Genomic DNA, 23,574 nt, shown 5'->3' on the forward strand with positions numbered 1-23,574 from the left:
GAAATAAATGTTCAAATTAATGTCATTAGTGACCATTAATTCATTAAAATCCTAATAACTTTTGCCCGGCTGCCAATTTTTATTCTTTAAATCGTAAAACCTAATTCCATGATTGTTTGTTATTAAATCTAAACCTTGTTTCCCCCTAAGGAATGGTTAGAGAAATAATAAATTTTCTATAGCCGGTGTCGTCCCTCAGTTACTTACTGCGTATAACAACAATTAAACCTTTTATAAAACATCTTAATACAATCTGTTATGAGAAACATCAGAAACTTTTCAGTTCCGGCACTCCTGCTCACGGTAGCAGCATTCATGTTCATGGGATTAAACACCCCGGAAAATGAAGATAAAAAACCGGACATGCCGGATAATATCAAAGCCATAGTTGACAAATCATGCATGGGATGTCACAACTCAGATTCTAAAAGTGAAAAAGCCAAAAACAAATTGAATTTCACAACCTTTAATGAACTTTCAGATGTGAAAAAGATCAAGACATTACGTGAAATTGTTGAGGTGCTTGATGAAAATAAAATGCCTCCTGAGAAGTTCCTGAAAATGCATCCTGAAAAGGGTTTAACAGAAAAAGAAGAGCTACAACTTAAAGAATGGGCTCAAAAAGAAGCTAAAGCAGTATTAAGCAATTAAAACCTTATTGAATAAGCCCAATTCGCGGCACCATTTTCAGGTTTCTAAAAAATGCTTTTTTAGGGCATATTGACGAGAAATTACCATAATTATATCAATTCCTTTCTACTGTTGGAATCTGATATGGCTATCTTTGTATGATACATATTAATTCCTTTATAGTAAAAAACAATTTGTCACAACTTAAAAACAATTACTATGCTAAGAACTTTACAATTACAAATGAAAAAGTTTGCTGGTTTATTCTTTTTACTGGCAATGTTAACCGTACAATTCAATCTTAAAGCTCAAAATATTGATCTGGAAGATGGTTTGATATTACATTACACATTTGAATCCGCTCCGGATGGCGTTGTACCCGATGTCTCCGGCAATGGAAACGACGGAACATTAATGGAGACTGCATCAGTTGGTGTAGCTGAAGATGGCAGAAATGCCTTAATGCTGGACGGAACGTCAGGGTATGTAAGCATTATTCCTGAATTTGCAAATCAGTTTCTGGGTGCCGGTGGATTCAGTATCTCTTTCTGGATTTACACAGAAGTGGATCGATTAAACGAACATGTAATTGATTTTGCCAATACAACCGATCATATTATATTCTTATCTCCCCGGGACCATGCCTCCAGCGGAGGACCAAGGTTTACCGTACACAGTGGTGATGACGGATGGCCTGCTGTTGGAAGAACAGAAGTAATGAATACCTTTCAGTGGTACCATCTGACAGTTACCATTGACGGAAATGTTGGTAAACTGTATCTGAACGGACAAATTGGAAATACCAATAATAATATGGCCACAACACCGGCTACAATGAATCAGACTCCAACCGAACTTTGGATTGCCAGGTCCCACTGGAGCGGGGATCCCTACCTGCAGGGTATGCTTTCTGATTTTCGCATCTACGACCGTGCACTTACGGAAGATGAAGTTCTGGCTTTGGGAAGCGATCCTGAATTGGTCACACAACAATCTGCTTTAGACCTGGGCGATCTCTCTAATGTAAGTTCAGATCTGACCCTCCCTGAAATGATGGGTACCGATGTAACCGTTTCCTGGACCAGTTCAGATACATCCTACATTGATACTACCGGTCATGTACTCCGTTATCCTGAGATGTATCCAATTCCGGTAATCCTTACTGCATCGCTGGAAAGGGATGTAGATGGCTTAACCTATCAGATGGAGAAAAAATTCACCGCTTATCTGGGCGCTACCGATCCGGGTGAAGACCTGGTTGCCGAGTGGGATTTCAGCCGTGAAAATCTTGGAGATGATGGTGTAAGCATTGACGACATATCTGGAAACGACTTTGTTGGAACACTGGAAAATGAAGCCTGGATCCGTACGATTGGAGAGACAACACAATACGATGTACTCGATATGGGGGAAGGAACCGGATATTTTGATATGAGCACTGCCCTGGGAGAACACATTCATCAATTGGGCGAATACACCATCAGCTTATTCTTCAGGGTTAGTGAAGATTATACAGGCATCGGAAATAATGGAAACTTCTTCTGGTCGTTCTGTAATACTGAAGATATTTATAACGGCGGAGGTGCCATGTACTGGATGGGCAGAAACATGGAGTTCGCCATCATGAAATCGGATTACACCACGCAGCAGAGTACCGGTGGAAAAGGCATAGTACCTCAGGGAGCATGGCATCATATCGCCTATGTTCAGGAAGGTGGAAACGGAACGCTGTACCTTGATGGAGATGTGCTGTCGGATGTTTCGATCACTTACTTCCCTTATTCTGTAATTGCCAGAGACAGTGCAGACGGTGTGGCGATAAACGGTACACCATTTAACTGGCTGGGACGTTCGCCCTACCCTTCAGATGCCTATTTGCAAAACACCGCAATGTATGATTTCAGGTTATACTCTATACCTCTTTCACAGGATGAAATTAAACTCAGTAATCCGTTTGGAATCGGATTGGATGTATTAACCGTGATTGATGATCTGAATAATGCCTGGGATGAAAATAACAATGCAGGATTTCCGGAAGAACTGACAACAGAAAAAGAGGCGGTCTCGATAGGGGACTTAAGTGCTGTAACTTCAGATCTTAACTTACCAGCACAGGGAAGTATTGATAATACCATAACGATAAAATGGACAAGTGCTCCCGGCTTAATAAGCCCTGAAGGTGCTGTTACCAGACCTGATTATCTGGATACTGACGTTCGCTTAACAGCTACCTTTATGAAGGATGGTTACAGGGTAGACACTACATTTACGGCAACTATACTGGCAAATGAAGCTACAAAGTATACATCAGATCTTTTAATTCATTTTAACTTTGATGATGCAAATATTGACGGATCAACCGTTACAGATCTTTCAGAACAACATTTCCAGGGTACCTTTATGAATGGTGCCGGTAACAGAATACTGAAAGGCACAGATACAAACTTTGGCGTATTGAACCTGGCCGGTGATTCATCTTATTTCGATATGGGAGATGAAGTTGGTAAAGTGATATATGCCTTAAAAAATCATTTCACCATAAGTACTTACTTTATGGTTGATGCTGCAAAAACCGACTTTACCAGCAATGGAAACTTCCTGTATACCTTCTCAAACAGTGATTCATCTGCCTTATACAGAAATGGTTATCTGTTCGGAAGGGCATCCTATACAACTTATGCTATCTCACCCAAACGTTGGGACGATGGCCAGATTGGAACAACAGGAGGTGACACACCAACTCAGGGTGAATGGCATCACTATGCCTATGTTCAGGATGATACTTTAGGTATGATTTATGTCGACGGTATTGCGATTGATACCAGTACAATGAAAAAACTGCCTAACACAACGATACCTAAAGAAGGAATGTTAGGTACAGATTATAACTTCCTGGGACGTTCCAATTTTGAGGGTGATGTATATCTGTCTAAGGCCATGATGTATGACTTCCAGTTATATAATAAAACCATGACGGCACAGGATATCGCTACAATGGCAGAATTGGTAAACGTTGACAATCAGGATGGAATTGCACTTGCTTACATGTTATCTGTCCCTGTAAAACAGGTCAGCACTAAAACAGATCTACGTGTTGACACCTCAACACCGGGTTTAATCAGGATCCTGGATTTAAAAGGTGATGAATCTGTTCAGGTGTACAACCTTGTTGGACATCTGATGACGGTAAGAAATGCAGAAAGTATTCCTGTTAATCCTGGAATTTACATTGTTAAAGTAAATTCCCAGGTTAAAAAGGTACTTGTGAAGTAATAAAAAACAGCATAACTGATGAAAGGCTGCCGGTTAACCGGCAGCCTTTTTTATAGGCAATGGACTACCTATTTGTTATTCAAAAGAAAACACATAACTTTATGCATCTTATGCCAGGATTGCATTTTGGTAATTTGATTATGCTTGAAAAAATCCTTTTAATATCAGTCTGACTGATTTAAACTAAATCATTTGTTATGAAACGTACGATCCTCATTATTTCAGTGCTGATTTTAGTTGTCTTAATCATCATCCAGTTTTTCCAGCCTGAAAAAAATACCGGAGAAATCACCAGTGATCATTTTATAAATCAGGATGGAATTCCGTCTGATATTAAAACCATGCTGCAATCTTCATGCTTCGATTGCCATTCCAACAACACCACCTATTTGTGGTTTGATAAGATTGCACCCGCTTCATGGTTGGTTAGTGATCATATAAAAGAAGGGAAACATCATCTGAACTTTTCAGACTGGGGCAATACCGATACACTGGACCTTATCAGCAACCTGAGCGATATCTCTGATGAGGTTAAGAATAAATCAATGCCTTTAAGTTCGTATTCATTTTTACACCGTAAAGCCAGGCTTACACAGGAACAACGAAACACTATTGTTGCATGGAGCGAAGCCTATGCGAACGATCTGCTGAAAGAAATGAAAAAATAATATCTGAAAATCTCTGTATTGAAGTTAAATATCAGTTACCGGTCTTCGCGTTCCCCGGTTCAAAGCAGTGCCTTAGTGTTTACATTTGACGGTTATGTACTTCCTTTTTGACCGAAAAATGTAATTTTGGTTTGACAACAATTCTTAGATTTGCAGGAGATTTGTTGGTCCACATCATATTAAACTATATTTGCACCTTAGTGATATTAACTACATTACTTGGAAATGAATAAAACAGTTTTCAGCATACTCATTGTATTTTTAGTCTTCCGGTTTAATTATGCCGTAGCACAAACTATCAGCAGTGCCAGCGACAACCTGACGGCACAGCCGCTGTCAGACCGGAATGTTGTTTATGACCTTAGTGAAGACGGGGTATCAAAGCCCATTACCTGGGGGCTGGATCTTGCCTGGTTAAGCGATGTAAATTTAAGACGCGGTGTAGCCTTTATGGGCGCTGAACGTGTGGATGTGGTCAGATCATCATTCATGCCTACAGCCCCTTTGGTAAACGGGGCGTTACAGGGTGAGGCACTTACAAACACCAACCTGCGAATGAATCTCATCGAAGCATATCTTGGATCCAATACAAAGGTTGTACTCAATTGCGATCATCCTAGTGTTGATTCATGGTATCTGGGTAATGCAGCTAACTGGGCAGCGCTTATTGATGTGACCACAAAAATGCATCAGGACAGAGGAAGAACTGTGGTCTCTGTTTCACCATTCAATGAACCGGATTATGGCTGGGGACAATATACCGGATCAAACGGAAAATCTGATTTCTATAATATTGTAGCTGAACTTAAAAAAAACGCAAGGTTTGATAATATCCGCATCTCCGGAGGTAATACACTAAACTGTGATGAAGCCTTAAGCTGGTACAATTATATTAATCCAGCCGGTTTAACTGAAGGGAATACGCATCAGCTGGCAGGTTCTTTCGATAGTTTTGCTGCCTTTTATCAAACCGTACGTGCCAATGGTGATCATGCAACAGGTGATGAACTGCACAATGTAATGGAAGCTATGGTTGGTGCAGAATATGGTATGCAAACCGGTATTTGGTGGGGAACGGCAGAATATGCCCGTGGTGAATTTGTGAAAGCCAGCGACGGGAAAAGATTAGGGTATGCAGAACACCGACCCAACTGGACAGCAGCATCAGTATACAGAGGTCCGGCTGGAAAGGTACAGGCTTTTGGCGGCACATCTGAACGTCAGGCAGTAACCACATCCTATCGTTTTGTATCGAAAGACAGAGACGTGTATTACAACGGATACGGCCCGCAACGTGAATATGTAATGGAACTGCCCGGCGGAACCGGATATCAACAGGGACAGACCAATGCAGAGAATGTTGTAAATATAACATGGGGAGATGATATACAACCGGTTATTGAAGGGCGTTATGTCCTGGTGAACCGGAACAGTGGGAAAGTAATGGAAATTTCAGGGGGCTCGGGCAGTTTGGGTGCAAACATACAGCAGGGAACAAGCAACGGTAGTAAATACCAACAGTGGGATGTAAAGCCGGTTGACACAAGAATAGTAGGTGACTTCAGTTATGTCGAGATCGCCAATGTTAATAGCAATACCTATCCTGATGTATTAAACTTTTCACTGGACAACGGAGCCAATATTATTGCATATAACTTTATTTCTGTCAATCAGCAATGGTATCTGGAATACGCCGAAGACGGCTGGTTCTATATACGGAACCGACACAGCTCAAAATGTCTGCATGTAGCCAATGCCAGTTCATCTGCGGGAGCCAATATTATTCAATGGGATAAGAACGGACAAGCTGCCCAGCAGTGGCGCTTCATTCCGGTTGGTGCCGCTGTGGAATTTACGGCTCCCGATGCACCACAGAATCTGGTTGCAAAACCACAGTCCGTATCGGTACGTCTTGATTGGTCTGCCAGCACAGCGAATGACCTTTCAGGATATTCGGTCTTTCGTTCAGAAACGGTCGACGGCCAGTATAATACCATTGCACGAAATGTGACCACAACTGCTTTTGTTGATAATACAGCAAGCAATGGACAATACTTTTATAAAGTTAAGGCTGTGGACCATTCGCTGAACAGCTCTGACTTTTCAAATCAGGCCTCAGCTACAGTTACCTACAAAAAAACACTTGTGGCAAAATACGAATTTGAAGGTAATACACGCGACAGTTCTCAAAACCTGAATAACATTGCTGCTTTTGAAGAGGTTTCATACTCTGATGGTATGAACGGAACTCAGGCCATTGTTATTGACGATACAAAGAATTTTCTGCAGTTACCTGCAACCATCGCCAATCAGGAGGAAATAACCATTACGGCATGGGTCTTTTGGGATCATGTTGCATTCTGGCAACGCATCTTCGATTTTGGAAACGGGGAGGATGAATATATGTTCCTGACTCCTCTGACCAATTCCGGGAAAACGCGTTTTGCCATCAAAAACGGTGGTGCAGAACAGGTTATTGATATCCCCCGCATAAATCCCTTAAAATGGATACATATTGCGGTCTCCATAGGTTCAGATATGACCCGGATATTCATTAATGGCAATCAGGTAGCTGAATCCACTTCAGTAACGATCAGTCCAATGGATTTTAAACCGGTTCTGAACTTTATCGGCAGAAGCCAGTTTGCTGCCGATCCGTTGTTTGGCGGTAAAATTGATGATTTCAGAGTATACAATTTTGCGCTCTCAACAGATGAAGTTGCTGCGATAGCCGGTGGTTATGATGCCCTAAACAAAGTGGTGTACACTGCTGATGACCTGGTTCTTTTTCCTATGCCGGCTGATGATGTGGTAAATCTGAGTTATCCGGCGGGACAGGGCAATGCTGCTGTAACCGTATCCGTATATGAAATGAATGGGAAACTGGTCAAATCTGACTTGCTGAAAAATGACAAACTCATGGTATCGGACCTGCCCTCAGGTATATATATGCTGAAGTACAGGAACAATAAAACAACACTGGTGAAGCGCCTGGTGGTAAGCCATTGATAAAAGCATTGCTTTAAAACAGTGTTTGCGTTCTCCATCTGTTGAGTACGAAATCATCTGCCGGCTACCTTTATTATTATTTGGTTAGTGGTTTTGATGCCATGAAGAGAAATCCTCCGCCCTGATGATGCCTTCAGAAAGGTGGACTCCAGAACCTCCAGGCTTGCTGTGAGCCGTCCTCCTTTGTTGTCAAAGGAGGTGGGTTTGTCGTAGACGAAGCCGGAGGATTTTCATCACTTTTGTCTTTAAGCCTTTATCTTTCATCCTTAGTAAATATCTCCTGTCAAAACTGCGGTGCGCACCTCCTTTCTACTTCAATAAATTACACTACTCAGTAACCAAAAAAGAGGAAAACAGGACCTTTAGATTGTTTTGTCTTATTTTTTGGGTCTTGTGTCTTTTGTCCTTTAATAAAATCCTCCGTCGCACCGGTGGTGTGTAACCTCCTTTCGAAAAAAGAGGAATGTCTAAAAGGACGGGCTTTTTGTAAACGTGCAAACTCCTGATTTTGGTTGAAAACTTCCTCATTTTTTACCCGTAAATTCACATAATTCTTAATTTTACCGCGCTAATACGTGAGGAAAATCAAATGAGGAGTTTTTTTATTACTACCTTTTTATGTATTCTTCAGCTTACATTTTCTGTCGGTCCCAAATTATATTTCGACAATATTACAACAGAAAATGGTCTGACTGACAACTATGTAAACTGCATTCTTCAGGACGATGAGGGTTGGATCTGGATCGGAACCGGCATGGGGATTCAGAAGTTTGATGGTATTAAATTCAAAGAATATGGCATTTATATCAACGATTCAACACTGATAAAAAACTTTTTAATCCGTAATTTTCTTGAAAGCAATAATCATACAATATATGGTTGCATTGAAGACTTTGGGCTCGTAAAATATAATAAACAAAAGGATATATTTGAACGGTTGAAATTTAACAATACTGCTGTTCTGGCTGATGGTTCTGTTAAGGACCTTGCAGAAGACAACAATGGAAATCTCTGGGCAGCCACAAAGAACGGAATCTACAAAATTGATTTTAAACGTTCTGAATCAAGGCATTATGCAAAAGATACCCTCATCAACGGGCACTCCATTTCAGACAATTATGTCAGAACCTTATGTCTTGAGAATGATACCATATTATGGATAGGAACACGAAAAGGCCTTGATAAATTCAACCTTAAATCTCAGATAATTACAAACTATCCCCGGATCAATCCGGAACTAGAGGATGAAATCTTTGATATCACCGTGGATTCCAGCCACAGAAAATGGATTGGTACCGGAGAAAACGGCCTCATTGTAATCGACAATGAAAACCCTGAAGGCAAACGCTTTCCATTTCGTGACAACCAGGACAGAAGTAACACCGTACGTAAGATACTTCAGTCGGGTGATGGACATTTCTGGATAGGGACACGTGCCGGTTTGTATTTTTATGATGAAAAGGTCCATAAACCGGAATTGTATCAGAATAACCTGCTGGAAGAAAAATCACTGGTTCATAATTCTGTTATGAACATTACCAAAGACAGAAAGGGCGATTTATGGATAGGCACCCGCGGTGGGCTCAGTTACTTATCTATGGAAAAACAGGTTTTTAAAACTTACAAGGCACTTCCTGATCATATAAACTATTTAAATAACAGTGAAATATACTGTTTCAGTGAGGATCAAAACGGGAAAATATGGATAGGAACAGAAGATGGTGGCGTTAATATACTGAATGTAAAAACAGGTAGGTTCTCATACCTGACAAGAGAAAACAATAAAATCAGCAGCAACTGCATTAAGGCCATCAGGCCATTTCAGAATAAAATTCTGATTGGAACATTTGAAGGCGGTTTAAACATGTACAATCCTGCCAGTGGTAAATCAACTGTTTATCTACACGATGAACATAATCCTCAAAGCATATCAAATAATATTGTCTGGGACATCAATATCGATCAGAAAAACAATATCTGGATCGGTACGGCAAGCGGTTTGGATCTTTTTGATCCGGTTAATGAAACCTTCACTCATTTTCCGCAGTTTGATGATATGATAAATGGTGTTACCTGGATCGGTATTGACAGTGACAACGATTTATGGTTAGGTTCTGAAGTCATTAAAATTTTCAAACCAGGTTTTGGCATCTACAATACATTTAAAGAAAACTCCCGCGGTTTTTATACAGACAGTGAGAACCGCAACTGGGTTATGACTCTTAATAAAGGAATTATTCAGTATGATAAACAAAAGGGTCCTGTAAAAACCTACAATGAAAATGATGGCTTATCCTGTAACCTGACCTACTGTATGCTCGAAGATAAGGCACACAATCTTTGGATCAGCACAGCAAACGGACTCTCTTCTTTCAATCCCAAAGAGGAAACATTCCAGAACTTTTACCGGATTGACGGCTTACAGGGTGACCAGTTTCACTATGGAGCTTCCTACAAAACTAAAAACGGAGACCTCCTGTTTGGTGGCATTAACGGTTTTAATAGTTTTAATCCATCCGATATAAAAGATAATAAGTTTAAGCCGCCGGTTTATGTAACAGATTTTAAAGTTTTTAACCGGTCATTTGAAAATAAGGAGTTGTTATCGGATTCAACCACAGAAATTAAAATACCTTACGATTCAAAATTCCTGACCTTTGAATTTGTTGCATTAAACTACACTAACAGCTCCAGAAACAGGTACCGTTACTATCTGGAAGGATTTGATTATGACTGGTCCGAACCAACCGAAAACAGAAGTGCAACTTATACGAACCTCGATCCGGGAGAATATACGTTCCGTGTTATGGCAGGCAATAATAAAAATACATGGAACACTTCAGGTGCAGTGTTAAAACTGACGATTAAACCTCCGTTTTATAAAACAGCCTGGTTTTACATCAGCTCATCGTTTGCCCTGGTAGTGATTATTTTTCTCAGTTTCAGATATATTCTGAAAATCCTGGAACTCCGCAAAAGTCTGGAATACGAGAAAAAGGAAGCCCAGAGATTACATGAGCTGGATGCTTTCAAACTGCAGTTTTTCACCAATATATCCCATGAGATTAAAACACCTTTAACACTCATAGTCAGCCCATTGGAAAAAATCATGCATCATAATTTTAAAGATCCCTCCATCCGGGAGAATCTGGACTTAATGCATAGGAATGCCCGGCATTTAATGGAACTTATTACCCAATTGCTGGATTACAGAAAACTTGAATCCGGAATGCTAAAGGTCAATTATAAAAAGGGAGACATTGTACAGTTTTCAAAGGATATCTTTAACTCATTTACAGGTCTGATGAACGAATCCGAACTGAATTACAAGTTTATCAGCATCAAAGAGGAGTTGATAACGGATTTTGATCCGGACAAACTGAAAAAAATACTGGACAACATCCTTTCAAATGCCGTAAGATACAATAAACGTGGTGGAAGCATCAGCTTTATTATTTCTGCTATAATTAACGATGACAGAAACAACTTGTACCAACAGTATCTTCAGTTTGTAATTAAGGATACAGGCACGGGGATACCACGAAAGAATCTGGGAAATGTCTTTAACCGTTTCTTTTCAGGCGATCATGAAAACTCCACGAGTTCCGGAATTGGTCTGGCTTTTACCAAAGAACTGGTAAAACTGTTACATGGTGACATTAGTGTTGAGAGCGAAGAAGGCGTTGGCACTACTTTTACAGTGCTCCTGCCCATGAAAGATGATTCCATAACCATTGAGGAGAATTCTCCTGCTAAAGTGATAAACGTGCAGCATAAACCTGTTTATGAGGAAAGCATTTCTGAAGACCGGAAAATAATGTTGCTCGTTGAAGACAATGCTGATGTCAGACAATTTCTTACTACACATTTCGAAGAAACCTTCAGGGTATTAGAGGCTTCAAACGGATCTGACGGTTTGGAGATGGCTATACAGACGATTCCCGATATTATCATATCAGATGTAATGATGCCGGGAATCAACGGCGATGAATTGTGCAATAAACTGAAGAATGATGAAAAAACATCGCACATTCCGATTATTCTGTTAACGGCATTATCCTCAAAGGAGAGCGTAATGGAAGGGTTAATGAAAGGAGCCGATGATTTTATTTCCAAGCCGTTTGATATATCAATATTGCAGACTAAAGTTGATAATCTACTGGCTTTACGCGAAGCACTTAAGGAAAAGTATTCCCGGGAAATGGTACTGAAACCAACCAGTGTAAACGTACAGTCGCCGGATGAGAAGTTTATACAGAAAGCGCTTAAAATAGTGGAAGAAAATATTGATAATCCGGATCTGGATATTGAATTCTTTGTAAAGGAAATGGCCATCAGCCGTATGCAGCTTTACAGAAAACTTTCTGCTTTGACAAATATGACCGTAAAAGAATTTATCAATGATATACGGTTAAAGAGATCTTTCCAGTTGTTAACCGAAAGCGATCTTTCTGTCTCAGAAGTTGCATATGCCTGTGGCTTCAGCGATGCATCATATTTTGGAAAATGCATCCGGAAAAAATATAATATGAGTGCCACCGAAATAAAAAAGACAAAAGGTGTTCAACACGAATAAACGAATCTGAAGTATTACTGAGTTGCTTATAAATCATCAGGTTCTTTACTGAACAGGAATACAAACGACTGAAAGCATGGCAGAAAGTGTTCCGGTATTTTTTTCCTACAAAATGATATTATAGTAACAATTCGATTCTGCTAAAAGCACTATTATTGCGAAGTTGAGCTAATTATTAAATATTCGAAATGCGACTGACATCATTTATTTTTACAGTTTTTTTTATGTTCAGCCTGAACCTCATGGCAAAAACAGACGGAACAACGGGCATTCCTCTGGGTGGAATAGGTACAGGAGCCATAAAATTCAATGCAGGTAACGGAACATTTTCATACAATTTTCAGTCCCCGACAAGGGATGGAAACTATAAGACGCTGAATGGTGCAAAGTTTAAAATTTTCACACAACGTGAATCAAATATAGAAACTGATGAACTTCTGTCAGCTGTCATTTCCGGCGGCCGGGTTGATGATGATGCAGTTTTCCCCTTGCACAAAGTCAATTTTGGTCAGCTGAATAATGTTTCTGTAAACATGACGCTTTACATGGCTTATGATCAACATTCTGTTGATAATATGTGTCATCCGGCATTAATGTGTGAAATGGAAGCAGAAAACCTGGAATCATCCGAAGTAACGGTATCACCATCATTCCAGATGAGTACTGTGACAACACCTTCGGCTGTTTCAGATTCCGGATTTGCAGCTTATGGCACTTCTCAGGAAATCTGTCTGTTAGGTGCCGGAGAAACCGGTTTGGTGAGCTTTGGGAACGATGCAGGTTATCTCTCAACAGGAGTTTTTAATAATATCCTTTCAGGATCGACCAATAGTGTAGCTGTAAAAGTAACCCTGGCAGCCGGCGAAACCAAAACCATCCGTTTTGTGCTTGCATGGTACAGACCCGATGATAAGCCGCACTATTATTATTCCAATCTGTGGGATAATGCCAAAGAAGTTGCAGTTTCCGCTTTGGATAAGTTCGATGCCTTCAAAACTAATTCTGAGGAATTGGTAAACCGGATGCGTGCCTCCAATATGCCGGAATGGCTTGTGGATCAAACACTGAATTCAACTGCTACCTTAGTAAATAACAGTGTTTATTTTAGAGATGGCCGGTACTGTCATACAGAAGGTCAGTGGGAACCAGAAGGAACCATGGATCAGATGTGGCACGCACGGCAGATCTTTACCATGATAAATCCGGAACTGGCATGGAAAGAGCTGGAATGGTGGGCCCGTACTCAACATGTAAGCAACTTTCCCGGTCAGATTCATCACGATTTTGGTACCTACTTTAACTATGTTGGCTGGGATGATACCGAGCATGAAGATTATCGTGCCATTGATAAATGGGTGGATTTAAACTGTGGCTTCATCCTGTCGGTATATGAAACGTTTAATGTTACAGCCGATCAGGATAAGCTGGATTACTTCTGGCCCTATGTAAAAAAAGCCGGGCAGCGTATTCTGGATCAGGTTAAATTATATGGCAGCTCAGTATACCCTTTTACCTTCGAAAGATCAGAAAGCACCTATGATGCAGGAGGAAATTCTCAGGCATATAATACAGGCCTGTCCATTGTTGCCTATAAAATGATGACAGAACTTGCCGCCATTCAGAATGAAACTGAAATTGTTGACACCTACTCAAATGCACTTGATAAAGCCGTTACGGGCTTCGAATCCCGCTGGCTGGACAAAAGTTATCCCCTGGGCAACTATTGCGAAAGTGCGATGGTAAACTTATGGATTGCCAATTACTCCAAAATTGAACCGTTCTGGGATAAATCCAAACTGGATAATCTTTTCATCAACATGCTCGTTTACTATGATCCGCTGAATAAGGGGATGGGATTACCGGGAGGATCATATTCAGAATGGCAACCCTATCTTGTTGCGCATCTTGGTGGTTATGCCCTGCAAACCAACCGTTCTGATGTTTGGCTGGCGCTTCAGAAAGATATGTATGAACGCAATTATCTAAACCGGAATCTGGTGTTTAATCATGAATTGGGTGTTCCTCCCAAAGTCACCAGTCCCACTTACAGGGCAACATCAACAGACGGCTCTGATGAGTATATCAGCATCCCTGTGTTATGGCGTAATTTTTATAACATGGCAGGTTACCATTACAACCGGAACACGGGTGAATTGTGGCTGGAACCTAAGTTGTTTGAGGAAGTTTCCGAATTAGATAACATACCGCTCATTACACCTGATGGCTTTGTAAGCATAAATTTCCAGCCATCCGGAGATTCAGGACAGAATCAATCCATAAAGTTTACACCCGACTTTGATATGACGGTTACCGCTGTATATGTCTCTGATAAATACTCGGAAGGCGACAATTCCATTTCAAAGGTGCAGGTGAATGGCAGTGATGTGGCTTATGAACGTACAGGAAAAGGAGATCTCAGTCATATCAAAATTGCTTATGCAGGAACAATTCCTGTATCGGGAATAGAAATTTATGTTGAGGGAGATGCACAGGTAACAAACGGTGAGGTACCTTCTGCTCCATCGGGATTTAGCGCTGCCTCATCCAGTGCGAGCCAGATCGATTTAACCTGGAACGCACCATCAGAAGAGCTACTCGGCTATATTGTGGATAAAATAGTGGATGGCAATTTCCAGACACTGGCGATTTTAGATCCTGAAGAAACCTCATACAGTGAAACAGGCTTACAGGAATCAACCGAATATACCTATCGCCTTCGTAGTTACAATGTTTTCGGTATCTCTGATCCAAGCGATGACGTTACTGCTGCAACACAGGCTGTTGAGGAAGGCGTTATTGTTCAGGCATACAATTTTGGCAATACCTATACGACAACAGATGGTACGGTATATCTGTCCATGCCTTCACAATATGTTTCGGGTGGCAGATCATATTCTACCTCTTCCACCAACATTGCAGGAACCGAAGATGATGAATTGTATAAAACGGAACAGTTTGGAACATTCGCAATCAATATTCCCCTGGAAAACGGGAAATACAATATCATCCTTAAAATGGCGGAGATCTATCATAACTCACCCAACAGCAGGTTATTTCATGTGGATGTTGAAGGAAAAAGAGTCATTGAAAACCTTGATATCTTCGCACAGGTGGGCAAAGATGTGGCGTATGACGTTGTCATTCCTGTTGAGATGACCGATGGCACACTGAATATCAATCTCGTTACTGTGACGGATAACGCCAAAATAAATGCACTGGCAATTGAAAAGCTCATTACAAGCAGCAACACGGGTGCAACTTTAGGCAAGGATGATTTTATAGCACTTAAACAGAACTATCCCAATCCTGTACATTCCAGCACAACCATTAATTACAGTCTGTACAGAGCCGGACACGTCAACCTTGTTTTGCTTGATGTAAACGGTCGTGAGATTAATCATCTCGTTGATCAGCAACAGATAAAGGGATCGTACAAACAGGTACTGGATGTAGCAGGCATAGATAACGGAGTCTATTATTATCGTTTGTATGTAAACGGGAAATCGGATACGCGAAAAATGATTGTCTTAAAATAATGTACTGATTTAAAGAACTTATGACACATCGTAATTATGAATAAACGAATACATATGCTAAAAAATCTGCAAACCATATTATTGATCCTTCTGCTCGGATCGGCTAATATTCTGTCAGGACAGGATAAGGAAACAGACTTTTCATATCTCGACTACCACCGGTCCTTTGAAGAACGGGTAGAAATACTTTTAAATCAGATGACCCTTGAAGAAAAAGTCAGTCAGCTAATGAACGATTCCAAAGCCATACCCCGGCTGCATATTCCTAAATACAACTGGTGGAATGAATGCCTGCATGGTGTTGCACGGAACGGGTTTGCAACAGTTTTTCCCCAATCTATTACGGTTGCTGCGTCATTCAATAAAGATTTGATGCACGACATAGGTTCGGTAATCTCTGATGAAGCCCGTGCCAAATACCATGAATTTGTCAGGATCAACAAACGCGAGATTTATACCGGGCTCGACTTCTGGTCTCCGAACATTAATATATTCCGTGATCCGCGCTGGGGACGGGGGCATGAAACCTATGGTGAAGATCCATATCTTACTGGTGAACTGGCCACACAATTTATCACAGGCTTACAGGGCGATGATCCGAAGTATTTTAAAACCATAGCAACATCCAAACACTTTGCCGTGCATTCCGGACCTGAAGCCTTGCGTCATCAGTTTGATGTGGATGTGAGCGACCGTGATCTGTATGAGACTTACCTGCCGGCCTTCAGAAAGACTGTAGAAGATGCAAAGGTCTACTCCGTTATGGGAGCCTATAACCGTTTCAGAGGCGAATCGTGCAGTGGCAGCGATTTCCTTCTTAATAAGCTGCTAAGGGATACCTGGGGTTTTAAAGGTTATGTAGTGTCCGATTGTGGTGCAATCCGGGATATTGAAACGGGGCATCATCTGGCTGACACCAAAGCTGAAGCTGCTGCAATTGGGATAAAAGGTGGTTGCGACCTGAACTGTGGCAGCTATTATAAAAACTTAACAGAAGCTGTGAAAGAAGGCCTTGTTTCCGAAAATGATATTGACCGTGCACTCGAAAGGGTTTTAATGGCCAGATTCAGAATGGGTATGTTTGATCCGGATTCCATTGTGCCATATACCGATATTCCGGTTGATATTGTATGCTGCTCGGCAAATAACAGCCTGGCCAGAAAAGCAGCACAGGAGAGCATTGTGCTTCTGAAAAATCAAAATAACCTCCTGCCCCTCGATAAAGAAAAACTTAAAACCATCGCCGTTATAGGACCAAATGCAGATAACTGGGAATCGCTGGTGGGAAACTATCATGGTACCCCGCTTCATCCGGTGACCTTCCTTAACGGGATTAAAAATAAGGTTGAACCGATCGTAACGGTTCAGTACGCTGAAGGATCAAACCTGGATTATGAAACCCTTAATCTTAAACCCGTTCCATCTGTATATTTACAAACTGAAGACGGCAGGCAGGGACTGACTGCCAGGTATTATAACAATACAGAATGGGAAGGTGAACCGGTTTTGGTCAGAACCGATGAGAATATTGAATTCTGGTGGGAACATAAACCGATTTCCAAAGATCTGATCGATGATTTCTCAGTTCGGTGGACAGGGTATCTGGTTCCACCTGAAACTGGAAAATATGAAATGGGGCTCTTTTCAAAAAGAGGCATGACCATAAAAATAAACGGAGAAGAAATAACCAATGGTAAAGGGTCTGCTCATCACGCCAAATATGCCACAGGCACAATGCAGCTTGAAAAAGGAAAGCGATATCCGGTTGACATTACATTCTTTAGTGATAAATCGAATGCACATGCGCAGTTTTTGTGGGCCATGCCTGAAAAAAATCTCATTGACGAAGCTGTTGCTGTAGCACAAAATGCGGACATCACAGTTCTTGTCCTCGGCTTGTCGCAACGTCTGGAAGGAGAAGGAGGCGACCGCGATGATATTGAACTTCCGGCGGTTCAGGAAAAACTGCTGAAAGCTGTTAAAGCTACCGGAAAACCGGTGATCCTTGTTTTAAATGCCGGAAGCGCCCTGGCGATTAACTGGGCTAAAGATAATGTGGATGCCATAATCAACGTAGGATATCCTGGAGAAGAAGGCGGGAATGCCCTGGCTGATGTTCTGTTTGGCGACTACAATCCTTCAGGACGGCTGCCTGTAACATATTACACTTCACTGGAAGAACTGCCGCCATTTGAGGATTATAACATGAAGGAAAGAACCTACCGTTATTATACGGGCAAACCGCTTTATCCGTTTGGTTATGGTTTAAGCTATACCCGCTTTACATATGCTGATCTCGTTGTTCCTGAAACAGTTAAGGCAGGAGAAAATGTTGAAGTCTCGGTGACAGTCAAAAATGCAGGACAGAAAGCAGGTGACGAAGTTGTTCAGCTTTATCTGAGAGACGAAAAGGCATCCACACCTCGTCCGGTTCATCAGCTCGAAGGTTTTGAACGCATCCATCTCAATCCGGGCGAAAGTAAAACAGTACGGTTCACTCTCGAACCGCGGCAATTATCCCTGATTAACAAAAAATCTGAACGGGTTATCGAAGCCGGCACCTTTACAGTTTTTGTGGGCGGAGAACAACCGGAGCGGGAACGTAATCTGCATGCCCCAACCACAGAAGTCATCAGCAAAACATTCATTGTAAAAGGGAAAACAAAGTTAGCCGAATTGTAGCTTTTACACCTTGCGTTTATTTTTTTGATGGCAACGGAACAGATGATTTTTATCTGATGGCCTTTGTTTAAGATGCTTCTAAATTATGGGTTTTTGTGTGCCTGAATCGTTATATTTTTACCTTTACATTAAAAGAGACAGGATTTGATGAAACTGAGGTATATATTGTTCTTTCTTTGTATTGTTATATCGGCTTCATCTCAGGAATTAATCAGGAGTGGTACTGAATACAAATATTTTAAAGGATCACAAAGCCCCTCCACAGCAGATGACTGGATACAGCTTAACTTTAACGATCAGACCTGGGATAACGGGTCCTCTCCCTTTTGGTATGGTGATGGTTCCGGTGGTACCATTCTGGATGACATGCAGAATAATTATTCTTCCTTTTATCTGAGAACAAAAATTGAAGTTGATTCTGTTACAAATATTGAAGATGTTTCTCTATTTGTCAATTACGATGACGGTTTTAATCTGTTTATTAACAGTCATCTTGTATTAAGTGAAAATGCACCCTCGACTGCCGGCTATAACTCCTTTGCTACAGCCTTGCATGAATCCGGAGATTTTGAAAATTTTATGCTGACAATTGATGAATCGTATTTAACGGCCGGAGAAAATATTATTGCGGTTCAGGTTTTCAATTACAATTTGACGAGCAGCGATATTCACTTTGACTTTTCTCTTAAAACGAGAGAAAAAGTACCTGAAACTCCAAGAACACAGAATGTTGCATTCAGTTATCCGGCAGGGTTTTACGATGCGCCCTTTAATACAACAATTACGGCAGGAACAACAGGCGATCGCATCCGGTATACACTGGACTGCTCCGACCCGCAAACCTCCTCCACAGCAATAGAATCCACAAGCCCTGTTACGGTTAAAATTGACCCTGATGTTACCGGCAACCGTCCCCGTACACCAGGTGTTATTCTAAGAGCCTGTGCAATCAGCGATTCACTGGCGCCCTCCTGGGCAGGAACAGTTTCCTATATTTTCCCTGATAAAGTAAAAACACAAAACTATCCGGGTGGTCAATGGCCTTCACAGTCTGTAAACGGTCAGATTTTTGACTACGCAATGGATCCTGATGTTGTCAACAGTTCAGCCTATAAAAACCAGATAGAACTTGCTCTGACGGATATTCCATCCATGTCGCTGGTTACATCAACAGATAATCTGGTAAATCCATCTTACGGTATTTACGTGAATGCCGGCATCCGGGGTGCTGACTGGGAACGGGCAGGCTCCCTGGAACTGTTTAATACAACGAACGAAGAAGAGGGATTTCAGGTCAACACAGGAATTCGAATCCGAGGCGGATGGAGCCGGCATCCCGATAATCCCAAACATGCATTCCGCTTGTTTTTCAGAAGTGAGTACGGTAACCCGAAACTGGAATATCCTTTGTTTGGTGTTGAAGGAACTGATTCTTATGACAAAATAGATCTCAGAACGTCTCAGAATTATTCATGGAGTTATAAAGGAGATAAGTTCTGTACCATGAACCGGGATGTTTTCTCCCGTGATCTTCAACGCGAAATGAACCAACCTTATACCCGGAGCAGATATTATCACCTTTTTTTGAATGGCATGTATTGGGGCCTTTATCAGACACAGGAAAGAGCTGAAGCGCGCTTTGCAGAATCTTATTTTGGTGGAGATAAGGACGATTATGACGTGGTAAAAGTAAATACTCAAAATTATTCATCCCGGACTATTGAAGCAACCGATGGTAATTTGGAAAAATGGGAAGAGGTTTATAATTTGTTCCGTCAGGGATTCAAAAATGATGCGAACTATTATAAACTCCAGGGACTTGATTCCGATGGAGAAACAGACACCTCTATGGAGGTTTTGGTCGACATTGATAATCTTATCGACTACATGCTGGTTATTTTTTATACCGGGAATTTTGACAGTCCCTATTCAAAGTTTGGTAATTTCATTAATAACTTTTATAACATTCGAAACAGAAGCTACAAACGAAACGGATTTCAGTTTCTTATTCACGATGCCGAGCATTCCATTCTGGCCTACCCGGCTTCACCTGGCATCGGCCCTACTGAAGACAGGGTAAACATTACCATAAATGTTCCGGATATCAATTCGTTTCAGGCTCAATCCCTGCATAACAAACTATCAGAAAACAGGAAGTACCGGAATCGCTTTGCTGACAGGGCTTACAGTTTTTTATACAACAATGGTGTATTGACTCCGGAACGATGTAAAGCACTGTTTTTATCCAGAGCCGATGAAATTCAGTATGCCATTATCGGAGAATCTGCCCGATGGGGTGACTCAAAGTCCGCAGTAGCCTTAACCAAAGCAGACTGGCAGGGAGATGTTCAGGACATTGCTGATAAATTTTTGGAGGTCAGAACCGGTATTCTGATTGAGCAGTTAAAAGTAGCCGGATTATTACCGGAAACAGCTGCACCTGAATTCTATCTGGGCGGGTCCGGCAACCCGATGGAAAAGATAAACAATATAAACGTATCATTTGATGACACTGTATTAATTACACTGAAAAACACGAATGGTATGGGTTCCATAGTTTATACCACAAACGGAGAAGACCCACTTGGGGCGGATGGAACGTTAAACCCTGATGCGGGTTCAACGAGCCAAACCACATACAGTTTCAGTGTATCCAATAACACCGAATTAAGATCCCGTGTACTGAATAATAGCGAATGGAGTCCGGTACATACTGTTTATCTAACAAATGCCAAAGAGCCTGATGAACTCCGTCTGACAGAAATCCATTATAATCCCGATGATCTGGCTGGCAAGTCAGGAAAAAATTATGAATTTATTGAACTGAAGAATATCGGGGATCAGGCCATAAATATCTCCGGATTAACTGTATCAGGCGGCATTGAATTCAGCTTTCATGATCCGCACATCCTGGGTGCAGGTCAGTTTGCCGTTCTGGCTTCAAATCCATATCTGTTTGAATATGCATATCAAAAGAAGGCTACAGGATGGTATAAAGGTAATTTATCCAATGGAGGTGAACAGGTCATCTTATCCACAAAAAACCAGTTACTGGGATATGTAACATATGGAATTGATTCGCCGTGGCCAAATATTATGGACCTGACCGGCTATTCATTGGTTCCGTCAAATCCAAACCCTGAAATATTTGATAATGACGGAGGAAACTGGTTAAAATCATCTGTCTGGGGTGGAACACCGTTTGCAGATGACTCGACGCCAGATGGCATTCAGTTTCCCAAAAGCAAACAATCTGACGGGATCAGCATTTATCCCAACCCGGCTTCAGAGTTTATTATCGTTCAAAGTGATGCAATCATTAACATTACCCGTTTATCAATTCACGATTTAAACGGTAGAACTGTTGTTGAGCTAGCAAATCCTGAATTAAAATCCGGAAACAGACTGATCATATCCCTGGCAGATCTTCACCTTAAAAGCGGCATTTATCTGTTGCGGATTTCATCTGATTCCCTTCAGGTTAACCGGCAGATTATTTATATTCCTTAATTTGTGCTGAGCATTCTTTAGCCATTCTATAAAACAAAAAGTTCCCTGACCAGCAAGTCAGGGAACTTTTATTTTTATTTGTCAGCTAATACTTATTGTAATTTTGAAAACAATATGTCCTGCTTTTTATCATTACTTCGATACCTGTACTTTTCTGACGTTGTCTCCCACTTTTACAATATAAATGCCCGGACGGCTTGAAAGAGCAGCTTCAGATTCTACAAACCGGCTTGTCATCAGCTTGCCTTCAATTGAATATATGCTGACATCAGATGGTTTATCAACAGAAACCTTGATAAAACCGGCACCGCTGGTTATAACAGAAGAAGAGGTTCTTGTTCCAGAAATAGCCGTAGCCTCTCCGTGAACAGTAAAATAGTCCAGATTAAAGTTAAGGCTGGCTCCCGTATTTTCTGTGATCCCGATTAAGCGAACCATAACATTCGATTTATTATCTGCACCGTTTAGCACCGGATCTGCAAAAACCCAGGTATTCCAGTGTGCTTCGGAATAATATGCACCACCGTCAACCCAGGTTGCACCATTATCCGCTGAGTAAACCACTTCGAGGTAATCTGAAACATCATTCTGACCTCCTGAAAAAGAAAACTCAAGGCTGACATCCTTATATCCTGTGGTTGGAAACTGGAATTCGAAATACTGATTGTGCTGTGAAGGATCTGTAAAATCACTTACTGTATTGGCATCAGTCCAGCTAATACGGCACACCTGGTTATCTCCAGTTAAAGAAGTGAAAATAGTATCACCTTTTGAGGTTAACTTTGAAGAACCGGTTGCAGGATAATTATCCGGATATACCATGGCATCTTTGAATCCCGGTCTCCATGAAATGGGCAGCATTACAGGCATGAATGTTACAACATCACCCGTTGAATCAGCAACATATTCATTATCGAATGTCCAGGTTGGCAATTCAAAGGTTTCTGTCATTGACTCAAATACCGCTTTGATATCCAGATCTTCAGTTATTGTATAGGTAAACGGGTTCTCTGAAGAAAGAGTATTGCCACTACCATCTTCCCAGTGGTTAAAGGTATACCCGGCTAATCTTTGTGCATAAAAAAGAACCTGGCTACCCTGTGAAACACTGCTACCTGTAAAATCCTTTATGACCAATCCGCTGTTTTCAGGACTTACACCGGTTGTCACCGTGTAATCCGGAACATTACCAATAAACTTAAAGTAGTCAACATCATATAACCAATCACTTCCGGCATCTGCATTTTTGAAGTACAGATAAAAATCATGTTTACCGGTGTAGCTTTCAGTAAATGCTGTGGAACTGTACAATTTGGTATTATTGTCAATTGTAGCTGTTGCAATTACTGTTCCTACATCCGGATTAGGATCATCAAGTACAAATAAAATCTCACCACCTGCATTGTAACTTACAATATTGACTTCAATCGAAGTTTCATTACCGTCAAATTCAATCTGACTGTCTCCCGTAAATCCTATATACAAATCATTATATATATATCCTACTTTACCGGTAAGAGCTCTGGGATTATCTCCGTCACTTTTTACTGTAAAATTTTCCGCCTGTACAACCTGACTGGTTGTAGCATGAATTGAAAGTAAGCCTGCAAATAAAAAGCTTAACGTAAGTAAAAATTGTTTTCTCATAGTATAATATTTAATAAATTAGTAATTAAAGATCTAACAACGA

The 23,574-nt window shown here is 41.0% G+C and carries 9 protein-coding genes; 8 read left to right on the top strand and 1 reads right to left on the bottom strand.

All coding sequences use genetic code 11. The annotated features are described in order from the left end of the window. Positions 1-258: 258 nt before the first annotated feature. From ACE1EF_RS18540 to ACE1EF_RS18575, 8 genes are all read left to right on the top strand, one after another. Positions 259-651, top strand: a complete 393-nt coding sequence (locus ACE1EF_RS18540) for a heme-binding domain-containing protein (RefSeq protein ID WP_375722196.1) — start codon at positions 259-261, stop codon at positions 649-651. Positions 652-849: 198 nt separating this feature from the next. Beyond that, entirely contained in the window at positions 850-3,903 is a 3,054-nt protein-coding gene (locus ACE1EF_RS18545; protein WP_375722197.1) for a LamG-like jellyroll fold domain-containing protein, read from the top strand. Positions 3,904-4,100: 197 nt separating this feature from the next. Beyond that, complete coding sequence (locus ACE1EF_RS18550; protein WP_375722198.1) at positions 4,101-4,571, top strand: heme-binding domain-containing protein; 471 nt, start codon at positions 4,101-4,103, stop codon at positions 4,569-4,571. 225 nt (positions 4,572-4,796) lie between these two features. Beyond that, positions 4,797-7,580, top strand: coding sequence for an RICIN domain-containing protein (locus ACE1EF_RS18555; protein WP_375722199.1), 2,784 nt, complete (start codon positions 4,797-4,799; stop codon positions 7,578-7,580). Between the two features lie 589 nt (positions 7,581-8,169). After that, a complete protein-coding gene (locus ACE1EF_RS18560; RefSeq protein ID WP_375722200.1) occupies positions 8,170-12,156 on the top strand; it encodes a hybrid sensor histidine kinase/response regulator transcription factor in 3,987 nt (1,328 codons plus the stop codon). A gap of 188 nt (positions 12,157-12,344) precedes the next feature. Continuing rightward, complete coding sequence (locus ACE1EF_RS18565; protein ID WP_375722201.1) at positions 12,345-15,692, top strand: malectin domain-containing carbohydrate-binding protein; 3,348 nt, start codon at positions 12,345-12,347, stop codon at positions 15,690-15,692. Between the two features lie 54 nt (positions 15,693-15,746). After that, positions 15,747-18,374, top strand: coding sequence for a glycoside hydrolase family 3 C-terminal domain-containing protein (locus tag ACE1EF_RS18570; RefSeq protein ID WP_375722202.1), 2,628 nt, complete (start codon positions 15,747-15,749; stop codon positions 18,372-18,374). A gap of 147 nt (positions 18,375-18,521) precedes the next feature. Beyond that, positions 18,522-21,884: a CotH kinase family protein gene (locus ACE1EF_RS18575; protein WP_375722203.1), complete on the top strand. Its 3,363-nt coding sequence runs from the start codon at positions 18,522-18,524 to the stop codon at positions 21,882-21,884. 132 nt (positions 21,885-22,016) lie between these two features. Here the strand turns inward: ACE1EF_RS18575 and ACE1EF_RS18580 are convergent, their stop codons facing one another. Then, positions 22,017-23,531, bottom strand: a complete 1,515-nt coding sequence (locus tag ACE1EF_RS18580) for an InlB B-repeat-containing protein (protein WP_375722204.1) — start codon at positions 23,529-23,531, stop codon at positions 22,017-22,019. Between the last annotated feature and the right edge of the window lie 43 nt (positions 23,532-23,574).

It is taken from the genome of Quyinboa sediminis, assembly GCF_042219855.1.
Classification (GTDB): domain Bacteria; phylum Bacteroidota; class Bacteroidia; order Bacteroidales; family UBA5342; genus JBHJHP01.

Coding starts and splice junctions, on each gene's coding strand:
- ACE1EF_RS18575 (WP_375722203.1), top strand. CDS start 18,522: ATGAAACTGAGGTATATATTGTTCTTTCTTTGTATTGTTATATCGGCT.
- ACE1EF_RS18550 (WP_375722198.1), top strand. CDS start 4,101: ATGAAACGTACGATCCTCATTATTTCAGTGCTGATTTTAGTTGTCTTA.
- ACE1EF_RS18570 (WP_375722202.1), top strand. CDS start 15,747: ATGCTAAAAAATCTGCAAACCATATTATTGATCCTTCTGCTCGGATCG.
- ACE1EF_RS18565 (WP_375722201.1), top strand. CDS start 12,345: ATGCGACTGACATCATTTATTTTTACAGTTTTTTTTATGTTCAGCCTG.
- ACE1EF_RS18555 (WP_375722199.1), top strand. CDS start 4,797: ATGAATAAAACAGTTTTCAGCATACTCATTGTATTTTTAGTCTTCCGG.
- ACE1EF_RS18560 (WP_375722200.1), top strand. CDS start 8,170: ATGAGGAGTTTTTTTATTACTACCTTTTTATGTATTCTTCAGCTTACA.
- ACE1EF_RS18580 (WP_375722204.1), bottom strand. CDS start 23,531: ATGAGAAAACAATTTTTACTTACGTTAAGCTTTTTATTTGCAGGCTTA.
- ACE1EF_RS18540 (WP_375722196.1), top strand. CDS start 259: ATGAGAAACATCAGAAACTTTTCAGTTCCGGCACTCCTGCTCACGGTA.
- ACE1EF_RS18545 (WP_375722197.1), top strand. CDS start 850: ATGCTAAGAACTTTACAATTACAAATGAAAAAGTTTGCTGGTTTATTC.